This window comes from Halopseudomonas salina, from assembly GCF_008641105.1.
The window spans coordinates 110618-128077 of the sequence record NZ_VTTI01000006.1; the positions used below are offsets into that span (position 1 = coordinate 110618).

The window sequence follows — 17460 nt, forward strand, 5'->3', positions numbered from 1 at the left end:
ATGTCACGTATTGAATTGCTTAGTCCCCGGCTGGCCAACCAGATTGCAGCCGGTGAAGTCGTGGAAAGGCCGGCTTCGGTAATCAAGGAATTGTTGGAAAATGCTCTGGATGCGGGCGCTGCCCGAATCGATATTGAAGTCGAGCAGGGTGGCGTCAAGCTGCTGCGGGTCCGCGATGACGGCGATGGAATTGTTCAGGAGGACCTGCCGCTGGCTTTGTCACGCCATGCTACCAGCAAGATCAGAGATCTTGATGATCTCGAAAAGGTCATCACTCTTGGCTTTCGCGGTGAAGCTCTGGCTTCAGTCAGTTCGGTTTCCAGATTGACGCTGACCTCCTGCGCAAAAGGCTCGGATCAGGCCTGGGCCGTCGAGACCGAAGGCCGTGATATGGCGCCAAGCATGCACCCGGCGGCTCATCCCCAGGGCACCACAGTCGAGGTACGTGATCTTTTCTTCAATACCCCGGCCCGGCGCAAGTTTTTGCGGACAGAGAAAACCGAATTCAGCCATCTGGAAGAAGTGGTAAAGCGCCTGGCGCTGTCTCGCTTTGATGTCGCTTTCACTCTGCGCCACAACGGCCGCACCGTTTTCAGTCTGCGCCCGGCCCACGGAGAGATGGAGTCCAGGCGCCGTGTGGCCAGTGTCTGTGGCCCGGCGTTTGTCGAGCAATCGCTGTCGATCGATAGTGAACGCAGTGGGCTGCGGCTATGGGGGTGGGTTGGACTACCTACCTTTTCACGCAGCCAGGCCGACCTGCAGTATTTTTTCGTCAACGGGCGCATGATTCGTGACAAGCTGGTTGTGCACGCGGTGCGCCAGGCCTATCGCGATGTCCTGTTTCATGGCCGGCATCCGACGTTCGTTCTGTTTCTCGAGGTGGATCCAGCAGTCGTTGATGTCAACGTACATCCGACCAAGCATGAAGTGCGCTTTCGCGACGGTCGCATGGTTCACGACTTCCTGTTCAGTACTCTGCATCGCGCCCTGGCCGATCAGCGACCAGGTGACCGTTCGGATGCTGAACTGGTCGAGTCCCCAGTTGCCGTGCCAATGGCGACCGGTCAGGCGGCTGGCATCTTTTCCGGGCAGGAGCGCATGCCGCTCAACGAGTCGCGTGGCGGGTGGTCTGTGCCCGGCGCCCTGCCTGAACGTCCATCGTCCCGGGAGCTCTCGGGGAACCTTGAAGCCTACCCGGGCCTGTACGGCGTCAATTCGGTTTCCGGTGAAGCAGGGCTCCCTTCCGGTCAGGCAACTTCTGCTGTGATGGCTGAGGCCAGCAGTCCGGAGCATGACGTGCCACCGCTGGGCTATGCGCTGGCGCAGCTGCATGGCGTCTACATTCTGGCTGAAAACGCCGAAGGCCTGATCGTCGTAGATATGCATGCCGCCCATGAGCGCATTACCTATGAACGACTCAAGCACGCCATGGATGAGGAAGGTCTCAGGGGGCAGCCGCTACTGGTCCCCGAGTCCGTGGCCCTCAGTCAGCGGGAAGTGGATTGCGCCGAAGAGCATGCGGACTGGTTCTCCCGTCTGGGTTTTGTGGTGCAGCGCATGGGGCCTGAAACCCTGGGTATTCGCGAGATCCCGGCGCTGTTGCGTCAGGCTGATGCCGTGCAACTGGTTCGGGATGTTCTGAGTGATCTTCTGGAGTACGGCACCAGCGACCGCATAGAGGCGCACCGTAACGAGCTTCTCTCCACTATGGCCTGTCACGGTTCAATCCGGGCCAACAGGCGTCTCACCCTGACGGAAATGAACGCGCTTCTACGTGATATGGAACACACCGAGCGCAGTGCGCAGTGCAATCACGGACGCCCTACCTGGACCAGAATGAGTATGGGTGATCTTGATAAGCTGTTTCTGCGTGGACGTTGATCTGTTGTCGGTAACTGCCCAATGACTGGTGCGCTGCCGTCGGTCATTTGTCTTATGGGCCCTACTGCTTCCGGTAAGACCGAGCTGGCCATGTATCTTGCAGACCGTTATCCCTGTGAGCTGGTGAGTGTGGACTCCGCACTGGTCTACCGCGGTATGGATATTGGTACGGCCAAGCCCGACAGGAGCACTCTGCTCCGCTACCCGCACCATCTGGTGGATATTCTCGATCCTGCACAAAGCTACTCTGCGGCCCGGTTCCGAGTCGACGCACTGGGGCTGATAGCCGATATTGTCGCCCGCGGCCGTATCCCCTTGCTTGTGGGTGGCACCATGCTCTACTTTCGGGCGCTTACCGAAGGACTCGCGTCAATGCCTGCTGCCGATCCCCGGGTTCGTCAGGATATCGAGCTGACAGCGGCCAGTGAGGGGTGGGAAGGGGTGCACGCGCGACTTGCAGCCGTTGACCCTGAAGCAGCGCAGCGCATTCACCCAAATGACCCCCAGCGCCTGCAGCGGGCATTAGAGGTATATATGTTGACAGGTATAAGCATGTCTGAATGGCATCACAGGCAAAGCATAGAAAAAGCCGAGTCGAAGGACTCCGGTAATGCGTTTTTGCCTTATACTATGCATTATATGTCAATTGCACCGCTCGAGAGGCATGTATTGCATGAGCGGATAGCCAGTCGTTTTCAGGCCATGATGCGCCAGGGGTTTCTCGACGAGGTCGAGTCCCTGTATGCCAGAGCTGACTTGAATCCGGCCTTGCCTTCAGTCAGGGCTGTGGGTTACAGGCAGCTCTGGGATTATTTTGAAGGGAAACTCTCGCTAGACGAAGGTGTCGAACGGGGGATCATAGCCACCAGGCAGCTGGCGAAACGGCAAATGACCTGGTTGCGTGGCTGGAAGGCAGAGATCGACTGGTTTGACAGCCTGGACCCGAACAGATTTGACCAGGCCTTGAAACGTCTTGAACGAACCACAATATAGGTTTTTTAGGACGGCGCTCTGAAAAAAGCAGTACCCTGATTTTTACAGATTCTGGCTTTAATTGGTCAGGTTGATAATTGCACTGCTCCGTCCGATGGATAATGGGCCCGGCGGTGATAACGCATTGAATTAATGCATATAAATACGGTTTCCATAAGGAGTAAGGCAATGTCAAAAGGGCATTCATTACAAGACCCTTACCTGAACGTTCTGCGTAAGGAACGTGTTCCGGTATCCATCTATCTGGTTAATGGCATCAAATTGCAGGGCCAGATCGAGTCATTTGACCAGTTTGTCATTCTGCTGAAGAACACAGTCAGCCAGATGGTCTACAAGCACGCTATTTCCACTGTTGTGCCGGGTCGTCCGGTGCGCTTGCCTGTTCAGGCCGGCAGTGAAGAGGCCGAGTTGGAAAACCCTTGATTTATCCGGAGGCTTGATTGTTCTTTGAGCGCCATGAAGGCGGTGAGCGGGCGATACTCGTTCACCTCGAAGGTATGGACGAGCGCACCCGGGAGGATCCTCAGGAATTCATCGAGCTGGCTAATTCGGCCGGCGCGGAGATTGTTGCCTTTCTTACCATAAATCGACATCAGCCCAGCCCTCGTTTTCTTATAGGTAGCGGCAAGGTCGAGGAGCTTCAGGCCCTTGTTGGGGAGCATCAGGGTGATCTGGTGATCTTCAATCACGTCCTTACGCCCAGTCAGGAACGTAATCTTGAAGGTGAGCTCAAGTGTCGGGTGATAGATCGCACCGGCCTGATTCTCGATATTTTTGCCCAGCGAGCGCGCACTCATGAGGGCAAGCTCCAGGTTGAACTTGCTCAACTTGATCATTTGAGTACGCGGCTGGTTCGTGGCTGGACCCACCTTGAACGTCAGAAGGGTGGTATTGGCCTGCGCGGTCCGGGTGAGACTCAGCTCGAAACCGACCGCCGTTTGCTTCGCGAACGGATCAAACAGATTACCCGGCGGCTTGAAAAAGTGCGCAGCCAGCGTGAGCAGGCGCGCCGTGCACGCAAGCGTGCAGAGATTCCGGTGGTATCGCTTGTCGGTTACACCAACGCGGGCAAGTCCACTCTCTTCAATACGCTGACCACATCTGAAGTCTATGCGGCAGACCAGCTGTTTGCGACGCTCGATCCGACCCTGCGTCGAATCGAGCTTGACGATATTGGTCCCACCATTCTGGCTGATACCGTCGGATTCATCCGGCATCTGCCGCACAAACTGGTCGAAGCCTTTCGGGCGACGCTGGAGGAATCGGCTCAGGCTGATCTGTTGCTACATGTGGTTGATGCCGCAGATCCTGAGCGCACCTCACACGTTGAGCAAGTAATGAAAGTGCTCGGCGAGATAGGTGCTGCGACGCTGCCGATGCTCGAGGTCTACAACAAGGTCGACCTGCTTGAGTCGGTAGAGCCACATATACAGCGAAATGAAGAGGGTCTGGCGGTCAGGGTCTGGGTCTCGGCACAAAGTGGCGAAGGTCTTGACCTATTGGCCGAGGCAATGGCCGAGCGGCTTTCGGTAGATGTCATCCAGGAGTCCTTTGTGCTGGAGCCCGAGCAAGCGCGCTTGCGTGCCCAGTTTTATGAAATTGGAGCGGTTGTCAGCGAGAGCATTGCCGATGATGGACGCCAGCAGCTTGATCTGAGATTGCAGCGCAGTGACCTGAATCGATTGCTCAAGCGTGAAGGCTGGCAAATGGACGCCTTTATCGAGCAACATGCGTTGCAATAAAGGCGTCGTTCGGTTCGCCCGTCAGGCGCGGTATGCTGTACCCTTGATCAGATAAGCGGAAAGACTTCAGGGTCTTTTTTGCACACAAGTTTACGAATAACGGAGAACGCTATGGCCTGGAATGAGCCTGGTGGTGGTAAGAATCAAGACCCTTGGGGCGGTGGTGGCAATAACGGTAATCGTGGAGGCAAGCAAGGGCCCCCGGATCTGGATGAAGCTTTGCGCAAGCTTCAGGACAGCCTGAATGGCATGTTCGGTGGCAAGAAAGGTGGCGGTGACAAGGGTGGTAACCGCGGTTCGGGTTCCGGCCAGGGTTTCCCCAAGGCTGTCCTGGGCATTGTGGCTCTTATTATTGTTGCCGTCTGGCTCTTCGCCGCTGTCTACACAGTTGATGAGCAGGAGCAGGCTATCGTGCTTCGCTTCGGTGAATACAACCGCACGGTCGAATCGGGCCTGCATCTTTATTTGCCGCCCTTTGAAAAGAAATTTCAGCGAAACGTCACCCAGGTACGTTCCTATCGGCAGCAGGGTCAGATGCTGACCCAGGACGAAAACATCGTTGAAGTGCCGGTTGCAATTCAGTATCGAATTTCCAACCTCGAGAATTTTATTCTTGAAGTGGAAGACCCCGAGACCAGTCTTCGCCACGCAACCGAGAGCGCGTTGCGCCACGTTGTAGGTTCTACGCCGATGCATCAGGTCTTGACCGAAGGCCGTGAGCAAATGGGTGTGGAGACCACGGAGCGGCTGCAGCGTTATCTGGATAACTACAACACCGGTATCACCGTCGTTCAGGTGAACATTGAAAGTGCCCAGGCGCCTGCTGCAGTGCAGGATGCGTTCGACGACGTTATCCGGGCCCGCGAGGACGAGGTTCGCGTACGCAACCAGGCTGAGTCCTATGCCAACGGCGTGATTCCGGAGGCCCGCGGTCAGGCACAGCGCCTGCTCGAGGAGGCCAATGGTTATCGCGACGAGGTTATTGCGCGTGCAGATGGTGAGGCCCAGCGCTTCAATCAACTGGTAACCCAGTATCGCTTGTCACCCGAAGTCATGCGTGAACGCATGTACATCGAAACCTTGCAGGACGTGATGAGCAATACGAGCAAGATTCTGGTGTCCGGTGGTGAGGGCAACAATAACCTGCTTTATCTTCCTCTTGATAAGTTGATGCAGCAGGGTGGAAATTCCGGATCTGGTTCGGCTTCAACTTCCTCGGGGTCTTTGGCTAACGATGCGGCCAACCGCCAGTCCCAGACCTCGCCGCGTGATGCGCGTTCACGGGAGACACGTTAATGAGTAACAAGACAATTTTTGGTCTGATTCTGGCCTTGATAGTCGTTGTGGTCGGCTGGCAGAGCTTCTTCGTGGTCAGTGAGATTCAACGCGGTATCGTGCTGCAGTTCGGTAAGGTAGTCAGAACCGATGTGCAGCCGGGTCTGCACTTGAAGTTGCCGTTTGTGCAGGAAGCACGCTTGTTCGATGGTCGACTTCTTACCCTCGATACTGCTACCCAGCGGTATCTGACTCTCGAGAAGAAAGCGTTGATGGTGGACTCCTACGCCAAGTGGCGTATTGCCGATGTGGAACGCTTCTACACGGCCACCTCGGGAATACGGGCCCTTGCCGAAGATCGCTTGTCTCGTCAGCTGGAATCAGGCTTACGCAACGAAGTGGCTCGCCGCTCGCTTAACGAAGTCGTTTCCGGTGAGCGTGATCAGTTGATGGCGGATATCACGACAGTGCTGGATACCAGTGCCCGTCGTGAGCTCGGGATTGAAGTCCTGGACGTCAGGGTCAAGGCTATCGATCTGCCGAACGAAGTGAATCGCAGTGTGTTCGAGCGCATGAGCAGTGAGCGTGAGCGCGAGGCTCGTGAGCATCGGGCCAAGGGTAACGAATTGGCTGAGGGTATCCGTGCAGACGCAGACCGGCAGCAGCGCGTCATTCTAGCGGAAGCCTTCCGTGAGGCTGAGCAGGTCCGTGGTGATGGTGATGCCCAGGCGGCTGCCATTTATGCGGAAGCCTACAACAAGGACGCGGAGTTCTACTCTTTCTACCGCAGTCTGCAGGCTTATCGTGAGAGCTTTGCCAGCAAGTCGGACATCCTTGTCCTCGATCCCGATAGTGACTTTTTCCGTTATCTCCAGGGTGGCAGCGCGCCATAATTCGAGTCCGGCCACGCCCTCAGCCTTTGCGGGTGTGGCCACGGAAAAACGTGTTACAATCACGCAGCCGGGTTTTCCCGGCTTTTTTGTGACTGCCGTCTGCCTGAGCCGGATAAAAAGCGGCCCGGCCGGAACATAGGATGCAGCCGATGTGGCAAAGCCTGGCAACTGCAATGTGTCTGGTGTTGGTCATTGAAGGGCTGATGCCATTTCTCGCACCCGGTAGATGGAAGCGGATGCTGACTGGTATTACTCAGATCAGCGACAGCCAACTGCGAATTATAGGATTGTGCAGTATGGTGATCGGCACCCTTTTTCTGTACCTGGTGCGTTGATACCGTCTGATGCAGGCCACTTGTAATCACCATGTAGGAAGGTTGTGAAAATGCCAACTGTTGATAGCTGGCTGTTGCCCGAGGGCATCGAGGAAGTTCTGCCCGAAGAGGCCGCACTTATCGAGGCCGCACGCCGGCAACTGCTTGATCTGTTTTCTTCCTGGGGATATGACCTGGTCATCACCCCGCATATCGAATATGTAGAGTCTCTATTGACCGGTGCCGGTCATGACCTGGAGCTGCAGACCTTCAAGATGGTCGACCAACTCTCAGGCCGTATGCTCGGCGTGCGGGCCGATATCACGCCGCAAGTTGCGCGTATTGATGCCCATACCCTGGGCGCGGAAGGACCGAGCAGGCTCTGCTATTGCGGTAGCGTCATGCACACTCGACCGCGCACCTTGTCTACGGCGCGGAGTGTTATCCAGCTGGGCGCAGAGCTGTATGGTGATGCGTCCAGTGCCAGCGATATTGAAATCATTACCCTGATGCTCGAAACGCTCTCCAGTTGTGGGGTAAGTGGTGCGCATCTGGATATAGGGCATGTGGGTATCTATCGTGGACTTGCCCAGGCTGCGGGTCTGGATGAGAAGGTGGAGCAGGCGCTGTTTGACGCGCTGCAGCGCAAGGCGGTGGATGAGGTAAGGGCCATAGCTGAGCCGCTGGGGCAGAGTCAATCCTCTCTGGCGGCGATGCTTTGCAGCCTTGCTGAGTTGTCAGGTGGCGTGGAGGTGCTTGAGCGCGCCCACGTGTTGCTCGATGGTGCTCCAGAGTCGGTAATGGCTGCGCTGGACGACCTGGCCGAAATTGCTCAGACCCTGTCCCGCCAATATCCGGAGATTCCCCTGTATTTTGATCTGGGTGAGCTGCGTGGATACCACTATCATACCGGCGCAGTTTTTTCTGCCTACATTCCGGGGCTGGGGCAGAGTATTGCCCAGGGTGGACGTTATGACGATATCGGCTCGGACTTCGGGCGTGCGCGTCCGGCAACGGGATTTTCGACAGATCTGCGGCTGCTTGTGGAGCGCGGCAAGGTTAGCGCTGGTGCCGAGCGCTCGAGTGCCATATGGGCGGCTTATGCCAACGAGCAGGGTCTGCAGCGTGAGGTGATGAAGCTTCGCCGCGAGGGTGAGCGCGTCATAGTGGCGCTGCCGGGCCAGGTTGATGCTGACGCAGTCGAGCACGGCTGCGATCGTATTTTGCGCTGGCAGGGCGGGGCGTGGCAGGTCAAAAAGCTGGAAAACTGATTCAACGGCCGTGCAGGCTATTCAAATTCGAATGAGGCGAGAGCTGAAATGGGCAAGAATGTAGTCATCCTCGGTACACAGTGGGGCGATGAAGGCAAAGGCAAGATCGTGGATTTGTTGACTGATCAGGTCGCTGCCGTTGTCCGCTATCAGGGGGGGCACAACGCTGGCCACACCCTGGTTATTGATGGTGAGAAAACCGTATTGCACCTGATCCCCTCAGGTATTCTGCGCGAGAACGTCACGTGTTTTATTGGTAATGGCGTGGTTCTTTCTCCGGAAGCTCTAATGAAAGAGCTCAAAGAGCTGGAAGCCAAGGGTGTGCCGGTTCGCGAGCGACTGCGTATCAGTCCCGCCTGTCCGTTGATTCTGCCTTATCACGTGGCGCTGGATCAGGCTCGTGAAAAAGCCCGGGGAGAGGCCAAGATTGGCACAACAGGCCGGGGTATCGGTCCGGCCTACGAGGATAAGGTTTCCAGGCGGGGCTTGCGCGTAGCAGACCTGTTCAATCCCGAGCGCTTTGCCATCAAATTGGCTGAAGTGCTGGAATATCATAACTTCTCCCTGGAGCATTATTACAAGGTGGAGCCTGTCGACTTCCAGAAAACTCTGGACGAAGCGATGGGCTATGCCGAGTGGTTGCGTCCGTTGATGACGGATGTCACTGCCAGGTTGCATGAACTGCGCCGCGAAGGTGCCAATATCATGTTTGAGGGCGCCCAGGGCTCATTGTTGGATATCGACCACGGTACTTATCCCTATGTGACCAGCTCCAATACGACAGCTGGTGGCACGGCGACCGGATCTGGTTTCGGTCCGCTGTATCTGGATTATGTTCTGGGTATCACCAAGGCTTACACCACCCGGGTCGGCTCGGGACCTTTCCCTACCGAGTTGTTTGATGACGTGGGTGCACGCCTTGCTGAACGTGGGCACGAGTTTGGCTCTACCACCGGCCGGGCGCGTCGCTGTGGCTGGTTCGATGCTGTTATTTTGCGCCGCGCCATGGAGGTCAATAGCATCAGTGGTCTCTGCCTGACCAAGCTGGACGTGCTGGACGGTCTGGATGTTATCCGCATTTGTATCGGTTACCGCAACGAGGCGGGTGCGGTGATAGAGGTGCCAAGCGATGCTGACAGCTATCTGGGTCTTGATCCTGTTTACGAAGAGATGCCTGGTTGGAGCGAGTCGACTCTGGGCGCTCAAACGCTTGAGCAGCTCCCGGAAAATGCCCGCGCCTACATCCGTCGGATTGAAGAGCTGGTAGCTGCGCCGGTTGATATCATATCTACAGGGCCAGATCGGAACGAAACGGTCATTCTGCGTAAGATATTTCAGGACTGATCATGCCTGAACCAAAAAGGCGCCCAAACAGGCGCCTTTTTTGTGTCCACAAACAAAACAGAAGAGTAACCAGAAATACTGTTGTGAAATAATGACTATTTGGAGAACTATAGCTTCGCCATCGGGCTTTGCCGTTGAAAAAACTATGGATTTTCAAGCGAAGCTGCCGATGCAAGTATCAGCAGTAGAAAAGATGGTGCCCAGGAGAAGACTCGAACTTCCACGGCCTTGCGGCCACCAGCACCTGAAGCTGGCGTGTCTACCAATTTCACCACCTGGGCATTTCAGTCAATCTGGATGCTATGCTGAAACAGGCGTTTCGCGTTGCAACCGTTGTTGTGTTGACGGCGCGAATAATACGTAGCGGCCATGTGCTTGTAAACCCCCCGGTAAAAATAAATCCGTATTTGCCGGAAACAGGTGCATGAAAAGCCAATTCGCGGTTCAATAGAAGACTATGACGAAAAAATCAATATCAAAAGACTCGGCCCTGCCGAGCAACTCCGAACGTACTTCCGCATCATCAGTCGACTGGACCGCAATAGATCCAGAAGCGACACGCGAAGCCCAGAAATACGAGAACCCCATTCCCAGTCGCGAGCTTATTCTCAAACTGCTCGAAGACCGTGGTGCGCCTGCTACCCGCGCGCAACTCCAGGACGAACTGGGTATTTCCGGTGAAGAGGGAATCGAAGCCCTGCGGCGCCGGCTTCGTGCGATGGAACGTGATGGTCAGTTGATATACACCCGCCGCGGCGCCTACGCACCGGTAGACAAGCTGGATCTTATCAAGGGCCGCGTACAAGGCCATCGCGACGGCTTCGGCTTCCTGGTACCAGAAGCCGGCGGCGACGACCTTTTCCTTAGCCCTGCGCAGATGCGTCTGGTGTTTGATGGTGACAAGGTCCTTGGCCGGGTTACCGGCGTTGACCGCCGTGGTCGCAGTGAGGGCACGATTGTAGAAGTGCTTGAACGGGCCCATGAGGTACTGGTCGGTCGCTATTATCGTGAGAACGGGATCGCTTATGTTGCCGCCGATAATGCCAAGATCAATCATGAGGTACTGATCCAGCCTGGTTGCGAGCATGGTGCCGAGCCCGGTCAGTATGTCGAGGTAAAGATAACCCAGTGGCCGAATATTCACCGCCAGGCCCAGGGTGAAGTAGTCGAGGTAGTCGGTGACTACATGGCTCCGGGTGTCGAGATTGAAGTTGCCTTGCGCAGCTACGACATTCCTAGCGTGTGGCCGCAGGCCGTTCTCGACGAGGCGAGCAAGCTTAAGGACCAGGTCGAGGAAAAAGACAAACTCAAGCGCGTTGATCTGCGCCATTTGCCGTTGGTTACGATCGACGGTGAAGATGCCCGGGATTTTGACGACGCACTCTATTGCGAGCCTCAGAAAGCCAGTGGTTGGAGGTTGTTCGCGGGCGGCTGGAAGTTGTATGTCGCCATTGCTGATGTTTCCCATTATGTGCCAGTAGGCTCGGCACTGGACGAGGAAGCGGAGCTGCGCGGTACATCGGTTTACTTCCCAAGCGAAGTGGTGCCTATGTTGCCTGAGGCGATCTCTAACGGCCTCTGCTCATTGATGCCGCGGGTTGATCGTCTAGCGCTGGTGTGCGAGATGACGATCTCCAAAAGTGGTGAGCTGACTTCCTACGAGTTCTGTGAAGGCGTGATTCACTCCCATGCGCGCCTGACTTATACCCAGGTCTCGAACATGCTCGAGCATCCCCGCAGTCAGGAAGGCATGGCGCTGTCCAAGCAATACGCCGAGGTTCTTCCTGCAGTCAAGGATCTCTATGAGCTTTACAAGGCTTTGGCGAAGGCGCGCCAGGGTCGAGGTGCAATCGACTTCGAGACCACGGAAACTCGGATTGTCTTTGGTGAGAACCGCAAGATAGCTGAAATTCGTCCCACTACCCGCAATGACGCACACAAGATTGTCGAGGAGTGCATGCTGGCGGCCAACGTAGCCACTGCGCGTTTTCTTGGAGACCTCGAGCTGCCCGGCTTATATCGCGTGCATGACGGTCCAAAGCCCGAGAAAGTTGAGCGTCTCCGCGAGTTCCTCAATGCGCTGGGTCTGTCACTGACACGCAAAAAGGGCGACCCGACACCAGAGGATTACGCCGAGGTTCTGCGTAAGGTCCAGGGGCGCCCGGATGCTCAGTTGATTCAGACAGTGATGTTGCGCTCTCTCAGTCAGGCGGTTTACAGCCCGCATAATGCCGGCCACTTTGGCTTGAATTACGAAGCTTATACGCACTTTACCTCGCCAATTCGTCGCTATCCCGACCTTTTGACGCATCGTGCCATTCGAAGCGTGATCCGCTCGCGCCGCAAGACTGATCTAGTCAAGCGTGCCGGTGCCGGGACCATCCCGAAAGCAGCCCTCTATCCTTACGATATGCCGGCCCTAGAGCGTCTCGGTGAGCAGTGCTCGCAGAACGAGCGGCGCGCCGATGAAGCAACGCGTGATGTGGTCAGCTGGCTCAAGTGCGAGTTCATGCAGGATCGGGTGGGCGAGAGCTTCGATGGGCTGGTCACTTCAGTTACAGGGTTTGGTCTGTTTATCGAGCTGAAAGATATCTATATCGAAGGCCTGGTACATATCACAGCGCTGCCCGCTGATTACTACAACTTTGATCAGGTTCATCACCGACTGGTTGGCGAGCGCTCAGGCAGAAGCTTCCGTCTGGGAGACACCGTTCGCGTCGTTATCGCCCGTGTTGATCTTGATGAACGCAAGATTGATTTCGAGATGGACAAGAGTCAGCCGGAAAACCAACGAACGGATGTTGAGGCCAGTCGGGCGGCTCGCAAGAGTCTGATCGAGGGCTCGAAAAAGGCCGGAGCGGGTGCAGCCAAACAGGGCCGGGCGCCGCGATCAAAGGGCGCTGCCAAGGCTCCAGCCGGTAAAAAGCCGGCTGAGAAAACCTCTACCGGTTCCGGACCGCGTGCTCCACGTGCGCCCCGAGCTCCGCGCAAACGCAAGACCTGAGCCGGGTGAATGTGCAGACATGAGTGATAGTGAATATGTATTTGGCGTGCACGCCGTTCAGGCGATGCTCGAGCGTTCGCCCAAGCGCGTAAAGGGGTTGATTCTGACCCGTGGTCGACTAGATGGGCGGGCCCAAACGCTCTCCGATCTGGCCGAAAACATCGGGGTCAATATTCAGCGTCTGGCACCCGAAGACATGGATAAGCTGGTCGAGGGCGTTCACCAGGGCGCTATTGCTCAGGTGTCGCCCAGCCAGATGTGGTCTGAGGAGATGCTTGATCGGCTCCTCGATGGGCTTGATACTCCGGCCCTGTTACTGGTTCTTGATGGAGTAACGGATCCGCATAATCTGGGTGCCTGCCTGCGCAGCGCTGATGCTGCCGGTGCCCATGCAGTGATCATTCCCCGTGATCGCTCGGCTAGTCTCACCCCGGTTGTGCGCAAGGTCGCCTGTGGCGCAGCCGAGACGGTACCCCTGGTTGCTGTTACCAATCTCGCCCGCACGCTCAAGCAGCTGCAGCAGCGAGGGCTGTGGGTAATGGGTACTGCCGGTGAAGCTGAACAGCTGATCTACCAGGTCGATCTCAAAGTGCCCAGCGTGATCGTGATGGGTGCTGAAGGCAGTGGCATGCGCCGACTCACCCGCGAACACTGTGATTACCTGGCCAAGCTCCCGATGGCCGGTTCGGTATCCAGTCTGAACGTATCGGTCGCAAGTGGGATCTGTCTGTTTGAAGCGGTGCGGCAGAGAAGCTAGCCGCAAGCCGCAAGCCGCAAGCTTCAAGCTTCAAGCTACAAGCTACAAGCTCAAAGCTCAAAGCTCAAAGCTCAAAGCTCAAAGCTCAAAGCTCAAAGCGACTTCACTCTGCTTGCCGCTTGCCGCTTGCCGCTTGCCGCTTGTAGCTTGCGGCTTGCGGCCCAAAGCTATAAGGCTTGCCTCTTCACCACCACTCCCATAGAATGTGCGCCCCAAACTAGAGTTCTACTCCTTGCCAGACCATGTTGGGTGGCTGGCTACAACCCGTAAGGAGCACTAATGCGTCATTACGAAATCGTATTCCTGGTTCATCCGGATCAGAGCGAACAGGTCGGCGGCATGATCGAGCGCTACACCAAGCTCATTGAAGAAGACGGCGGCAAGATTCACCGTCTGGAAGATTGGGGTCGCCGTCAACTGGCTTACCCGATCGACAAGATCCATAAAGCCCACTACATCATGATCAACGTCGAGTGCAGCGCCAAGGCACTGGAAGAGCTGACCGAGAACTTCCGTTACAACGACGCCGTTATCCGTAACATGGTCATTCGTCGTGACGAAGCTATCACCGAACAGTCCGACATGCTCAAGCCCGAAGATACCGGTCGTGGCGAGCGTCGTGAGCGTCGCGAGCGCACCGAAGGTGACGACAGCGATTCTGACAATGATAGCTCGAACGACAACGATAACGACGGCGACGACGAGTAAGTCAACCCGGTCCCATTTCCAGTATTAAAGGAGACGCTGCCATGGCACGTTTTTTCCGCCGCAGAAAGTTCTGCCGTTTTACCGCTGAAGGCGTTAAAGAGATCGATTACAAGGATCTCAACACTTTGAAGGCCTACGTTACCGAGACCGGCAAGATCGTACCTAGCCGTATTACCGGTACCAAGGCTCGTTACCAGCGTCAGCTGGGTGTCGCTATCAAGCGTGCCCGTTATCTGGCTCTGCTGCCCTTCACCGACAGTCATGGTCGTTGATAGGTAATTTATTACGTACGTAATCAGGGATATCTGACCGGCATGCGTGGGTTGGCTGAATACATCATGCGGGGGCGCAAGGAGGCTACTCTGGTAGTAGCCATCTCCGCTGCCATACCGCTGTTGTTCTGGGTCAGCGCCGCTGCCCTCGCCCTAGTCGTGCTAAGGCGCGGCTTGAGCGAGGCGGTCCCGGTTCTGGCCTGGGGTATTTTGCCGGCTATCGCCTGGGCCTGGGTGGGTGATATTACGCCGCTGCTGGTCATTGGTGGCAGTGTGGCTTTGGCAACCTTGCTGCACAGCCGCAGTGACTGGACATCAGTATTGCTGGCATCAGTTCCACTGGGCCTGGGCTACGCTCTGCTTTTGCTGACTGTGTTGAACGAGCCCTTGTTGGCTTTGGCCGCACAGATTCAGGAGCGCCTCCCTCAGCTGCTGGCTGATATGGGTGGGGCGGTCGACGAGGCTGGTATGGCTCGCATCGAGGCGCTTCTGGTGCCGGTGCTTGCTGGCCTGATGGGTGCGGTGCACACATTAATGGTGTTGGTGAGTGTCATGGTAGGCCGCTCGTGGCAGGCCCGGTTATATAATCCCGGTGGATTCCGCGAGGAGTTTCATCGGTTGAGGTTATCGCCGGTCATCGCGGGCGCTTTGTTACTGGTAACGCTTTTTGGGCCGCAGTTCGGTCAGGTGGCGTTACTGGCACCCATTACCAGTTTGCCGCTCATGCTGGCGGGCCTTGCGCTGATTCACGGCTCTGTCGGGATCAAGAAGCTTGGGGCCGTATGGCTGGTCATGCTCTATGTGGTATTTGTGCTGGCGGCCCAGTTTGTGTACCCCCTGATTATGTTGTTGGCTTTTATTGATAGCCTGTTCGACTTTCGTTCCCGTCTTGCGCCGGCCCAGGGCCCCCGTGACGATGACGATCCGAACGGCCAAGACTGAATACTAGAGGTTATTGCTATGGAAGTTATCCTGCTCGAAAAGATCGCGAATCTGGGTGGCCTTGGTGACAAGGTTGCTGTGAGCGCCGGTTATGCACGCAATTTCTTGCTGCCTTTCGGCAAGGCAACCCCGGCTACTGCATCCAATCTGGAAGCCTTTGAAGCACGTCGCGCTGAGCTTGAGCGCATTGCTGACGAGAAGAAGGGTGAAGCCGAAGCACGTGCTGCCAAGCTGGTTGATCTGACTGTGACCATCGCAGCCAACGCCGGTGAAGAAGGCAAGCTGTTCGGTTCCATTGGTACCCGTGACATCGCTGACGCGGTGACTGCAGTGGGTGTCGAGATCGAGAAAAGTGAAGTGCGTTTGCCTGAAGGCCCGCTGCGCAACGTCGGTGAGTACGACATAGCGTTGCACCTGCACACAGACGTAGAAGCCAGCGTTAAACTGGTTGTAGTCAACGGTTAATCCGACTGACCCTGGTTTCTGGTCCTCAAGCGCGATCCGCGTTGCAGGGTGAGTTCCACGGTCTTTAAGGTTAGACTGTCCAACACGGCGCCTGTCCTCGACAGGCGCCGTGTTGCTGTTTTTGTGTCCCGATTATTTCTGCTTCGGGGCGTTTGGATCGAGTAGTGAGCAAGTACCGGGCCTGTGCCGATGAGCGAACCTATGTACACCGACAACACGGAACTTGATCTGCAGGCCTCGTCGCTGAAGATCCCCCCGCACTCGATCGAAGCCGAGCAGGCAGTGCTGGGCGGCGTCATGCTGGAGAACACAACTTGGGAACGGGTTGTGGAGCTGCTCAGTGAGGCTGATTTCTACCGACACGACCATCGACTGATTTTTCGTGCCCTGGCCAGTCTGGCCTCGCGGAATCAGCCCTTCGATGTGGTAACCCTGGCCGAGGAGCTAGACCGAGAAGGTCTGATCGATCAGGTCGGCGGGCTGGCCTATCTGGGGCAGCTGGCGAAAAATACACCGTCGGTTGCCAATATCAGTGCCTACACTCACATCATCCGCGAGCGCTCCACCCTGCGCAAATTGATCAGCACCAGCTCGGATATTGCCGACAGTGCGTTCAATCCCAAGGGCAAGCAAGCGAATGCGATCCTGGATGAAGCTGAAAGACAGATATTTGCCATTGCCGAGAGCCGTCCTAAAACCGGTGGCCCCGAGTCGGTCAACAACCTGCTTACCAAAGCCATCGACCGGATCGATACGCTGTTCAATAGCGATGGCGCGATCACCGGTCTCTCCACCGGTTTCGCCGATCTGGACGAGATGACCTCAGGATTGCAGCCAGCGGACCTGGTAATTATTGCCGGTCGTCCTTCGATGGGTAAAACAACCTTTGCGATGAATCTGGTCGAGAACGTGGTACTGCGTTACGACAAGGCGGTATTGGTTTTCTCCCTGGAAATGCCTGGGGATTCGCTGGTAATGCGTATGTTGTCGTCCCTGGGTCGAATCGACCAGAGCAAGGTTCGAGCGGGCCGTCTGGATGACGACGATTGGCCACGTCTGACCTCAGCGGTAAATCTGCTCAATGACCGCAAGTTGTTCATTGATGACACTGCTGGTCTGTCGCCGATGGAAATGCGTGCCAGGGCGCGCCGGGTGGTGCGCGAGCATGGCGAGATCGGCATGATCATGATCGATTATCTGCAGTTGATGCAGATTGGTGGTAGCTCGGAGAATCGAACTAACGAGATTTCCGAAATCTCGCGCTCGCTGAAAGCCCTGGCCAAGGAATTCAATGCGCCGGTAGTTGCGCTGTCGCAGCTTAACCGTTCGCTTGAGCAACGCCCGAACAAGCGACCAATCAACTCTGATTTGCGTGAATCCGGGGCGATCGAGCAGGACGCAGACGTTATCATGTTCGTCTACCGGGATGAGGTTTATCATCCGGATACTCAGGATCAGGGTATCGCCGAAATCATTATCGGCAAGCAGCGGAATGGCCCAATCGGTAACATCCGGTTGGCCTTTCTGGGCAAATTCACCCGTTTCGAAAATCTCGCACCTGGCTCCTATGCCGGGTACGGCGATATGGAGTAATCATGT

Annotated in this window: 16 protein-coding genes and 1 tRNA gene; 16 read left to right on the forward strand and 1 reads right to left on the reverse strand. The window is 56.3% G+C overall.

Annotated features, from left to right (window positions below; genetic code table 11):
- From mutL to FZF01_RS11385, 9 genes are all read left to right on the forward strand, one after another.
- On the forward strand, positions 1-1881 hold the full coding sequence (gene mutL / locus FZF01_RS11345) for a DNA mismatch repair endonuclease MutL (RefSeq protein WP_150278299.1): 1881 nt from the start codon (positions 1-3) through the stop codon (positions 1879-1881).
- Between the two features lie 21 nt (positions 1882-1902).
- On the forward strand, positions 1903-2874 hold the full coding sequence (miaA, locus tag FZF01_RS11350) for a tRNA (adenosine(37)-N6)-dimethylallyltransferase MiaA (RefSeq protein WP_150278300.1): 972 nt from the start codon (positions 1903-1905) through the stop codon (positions 2872-2874).
- A 168-nt stretch (positions 2875-3042) separates the two neighbouring features.
- Positions 3043-3297, forward strand: a complete 255-nt coding sequence (gene hfq, locus FZF01_RS11355; protein WP_150278301.1) for an RNA chaperone Hfq — start codon at positions 3043-3045, stop codon at positions 3295-3297.
- Between the two features lie 17 nt (positions 3298-3314).
- Positions 3315-4616 (forward strand): ribosome rescue GTPase HflX, encoded by a 1302-nt coding sequence (gene hflX, locus FZF01_RS11360; protein WP_150278302.1) that lies wholly within the window; start codon positions 3315-3317, stop codon positions 4614-4616.
- A 111-nt stretch (positions 4617-4727) separates the two neighbouring features.
- The gene (gene hflK / locus FZF01_RS11365; protein ID WP_150278303.1) at positions 4728-5912 is read left to right on the forward strand and encodes an FtsH protease activity modulator HflK; all 1185 of its coding nucleotides are present in this window, start codon (positions 4728-4730) and stop codon (positions 5910-5912) included.
- The gene (hflC, locus tag FZF01_RS11370) at positions 5912-6784 is read left to right on the forward strand and encodes a protease modulator HflC (protein WP_150278304.1); all 873 of its coding nucleotides are present in this window, start codon (positions 5912-5914) and stop codon (positions 6782-6784) included. Before hflK ends, hflC begins: the two co-directional genes overlap by 1 nt.
- A gap of 173 nt (positions 6785-6957) precedes the next feature.
- Positions 6958-7119: a DUF2065 domain-containing protein gene (locus tag FZF01_RS11375; RefSeq protein WP_223825502.1), complete on the forward strand. Its 162-nt coding sequence runs from the start codon at positions 6958-6960 to the stop codon at positions 7117-7119.
- 50 nt (positions 7120-7169) lie between these two features.
- The gene (locus tag FZF01_RS11380) at positions 7170-8369 is read left to right on the forward strand and encodes an ATP phosphoribosyltransferase regulatory subunit (protein WP_150278305.1); all 1200 of its coding nucleotides are present in this window, start codon (positions 7170-7172) and stop codon (positions 8367-8369) included.
- A gap of 48 nt (positions 8370-8417) precedes the next feature.
- Complete coding sequence (locus FZF01_RS11385; RefSeq protein ID WP_150278306.1) at positions 8418-9713, forward strand: adenylosuccinate synthase; 1296 nt, start codon at positions 8418-8420, stop codon at positions 9711-9713.
- A 194-nt stretch (positions 9714-9907) separates the two neighbouring features.
- Here the strand turns inward: FZF01_RS11385 and FZF01_RS11390 are convergent.
- Positions 9908-9994 (reverse strand) — tRNA-Leu (locus FZF01_RS11390).
- A gap of 176 nt (positions 9995-10170) precedes the next feature.
- On the opposite strand from FZF01_RS11390, the gene rnr reads away from it, so the two are divergent.
- The 7 genes from rnr to dnaB all read left to right on the forward strand — a co-directional run bounded on the left by rnr (position 10171) and on the right by dnaB (position 17454).
- On the forward strand, positions 10171-12717 hold the full coding sequence (gene rnr / locus FZF01_RS11395; RefSeq protein WP_150278307.1) for a ribonuclease R: 2547 nt from the start codon (positions 10171-10173) through the stop codon (positions 12715-12717).
- Between the two features lie 19 nt (positions 12718-12736).
- A complete protein-coding gene (rlmB, locus tag FZF01_RS11400) occupies positions 12737-13474 on the forward strand; it encodes a 23S rRNA (guanosine(2251)-2'-O)-methyltransferase RlmB (protein WP_150278308.1) in 738 nt (245 codons plus the stop codon).
- Between the two features lie 279 nt (positions 13475-13753).
- On the forward strand, positions 13754-14182 hold the full coding sequence (gene rpsF / locus FZF01_RS11405; protein ID WP_150278309.1) for a 30S ribosomal protein S6: 429 nt from the start codon (positions 13754-13756) through the stop codon (positions 14180-14182).
- 41 nt (positions 14183-14223) lie between these two features.
- Entirely contained in the window at positions 14224-14454 is a 231-nt protein-coding gene (gene rpsR, locus FZF01_RS11410; RefSeq protein WP_150278310.1) for a 30S ribosomal protein S18, read from the forward strand.
- A 42-nt stretch (positions 14455-14496) separates the two neighbouring features.
- The gene (locus tag FZF01_RS11415; RefSeq protein WP_150278311.1) at positions 14497-15396 is read left to right on the forward strand and encodes a YybS family protein; all 900 of its coding nucleotides are present in this window, start codon (positions 14497-14499) and stop codon (positions 15394-15396) included.
- Between the two features lie 18 nt (positions 15397-15414).
- Positions 15415-15861, forward strand: a complete 447-nt coding sequence (gene rplI, locus FZF01_RS11420) for a 50S ribosomal protein L9 (protein WP_150278312.1) — start codon at positions 15415-15417, stop codon at positions 15859-15861.
- Between the two features lie 201 nt (positions 15862-16062).
- On the forward strand, positions 16063-17454 hold the full coding sequence (gene dnaB, locus FZF01_RS11425; RefSeq protein WP_150278510.1) for a replicative DNA helicase: 1392 nt from the start codon (positions 16063-16065) through the stop codon (positions 17452-17454).
- Positions 17455-17460 lie beyond the last annotated feature (6 nt).

Excerpts from the sequence above, each read along its gene's own strand:
- hflC (WP_150278304.1), top strand. The coding sequence starts at position 5,912 with ATGAGTAACAAGACAATTTTTGGTCTGATTCTGGCCTTGATAGTCGTT.
- FZF01_RS11385 (WP_150278306.1), top strand. The coding sequence starts at position 8,418 with ATGGGCAAGAATGTAGTCATCCTCGGTACACAGTGGGGCGATGAAGGC.
- dnaB (WP_150278510.1), top strand. The coding sequence starts at position 16,063 with ATGTACACCGACAACACGGAACTTGATCTGCAGGCCTCGTCGCTGAAG.
- rpsR (WP_150278310.1), top strand. The coding sequence starts at position 14,224 with ATGGCACGTTTTTTCCGCCGCAGAAAGTTCTGCCGTTTTACCGCTGAA.
- miaA (WP_150278300.1), top strand. The coding sequence starts at position 1,903 with ATGACTGGTGCGCTGCCGTCGGTCATTTGTCTTATGGGCCCTACTGCT.
- FZF01_RS11380 (WP_150278305.1), top strand. The coding sequence starts at position 7,170 with ATGCCAACTGTTGATAGCTGGCTGTTGCCCGAGGGCATCGAGGAAGTT.
- rlmB (WP_150278308.1), top strand. The coding sequence starts at position 12,737 with ATGAGTGATAGTGAATATGTATTTGGCGTGCACGCCGTTCAGGCGATG.
- hfq (WP_150278301.1), top strand. The coding sequence starts at position 3,043 with ATGTCAAAAGGGCATTCATTACAAGACCCTTACCTGAACGTTCTGCGT.
- rpsF (WP_150278309.1), top strand. The coding sequence starts at position 13,754 with ATGCGTCATTACGAAATCGTATTCCTGGTTCATCCGGATCAGAGCGAA.
- hflK (WP_150278303.1), top strand. The coding sequence starts at position 4,728 with ATGGCCTGGAATGAGCCTGGTGGTGGTAAGAATCAAGACCCTTGGGGC.
- FZF01_RS11415 (WP_150278311.1), top strand. The coding sequence starts at position 14,497 with ATGCGTGGGTTGGCTGAATACATCATGCGGGGGCGCAAGGAGGCTACT.
- mutL (WP_150278299.1), top strand. The coding sequence starts at position 1 with ATGTCACGTATTGAATTGCTTAGTCCCCGGCTGGCCAACCAGATTGCA.
- FZF01_RS11375 (WP_223825502.1), top strand. The coding sequence starts at position 6,958 with ATGTGTCTGGTGTTGGTCATTGAAGGGCTGATGCCATTTCTCGCACCC.
- rplI (WP_150278312.1), top strand. The coding sequence starts at position 15,415 with ATGGAAGTTATCCTGCTCGAAAAGATCGCGAATCTGGGTGGCCTTGGT.
- rnr (WP_150278307.1), top strand. The coding sequence starts at position 10,171 with ATGACGAAAAAATCAATATCAAAAGACTCGGCCCTGCCGAGCAACTCC.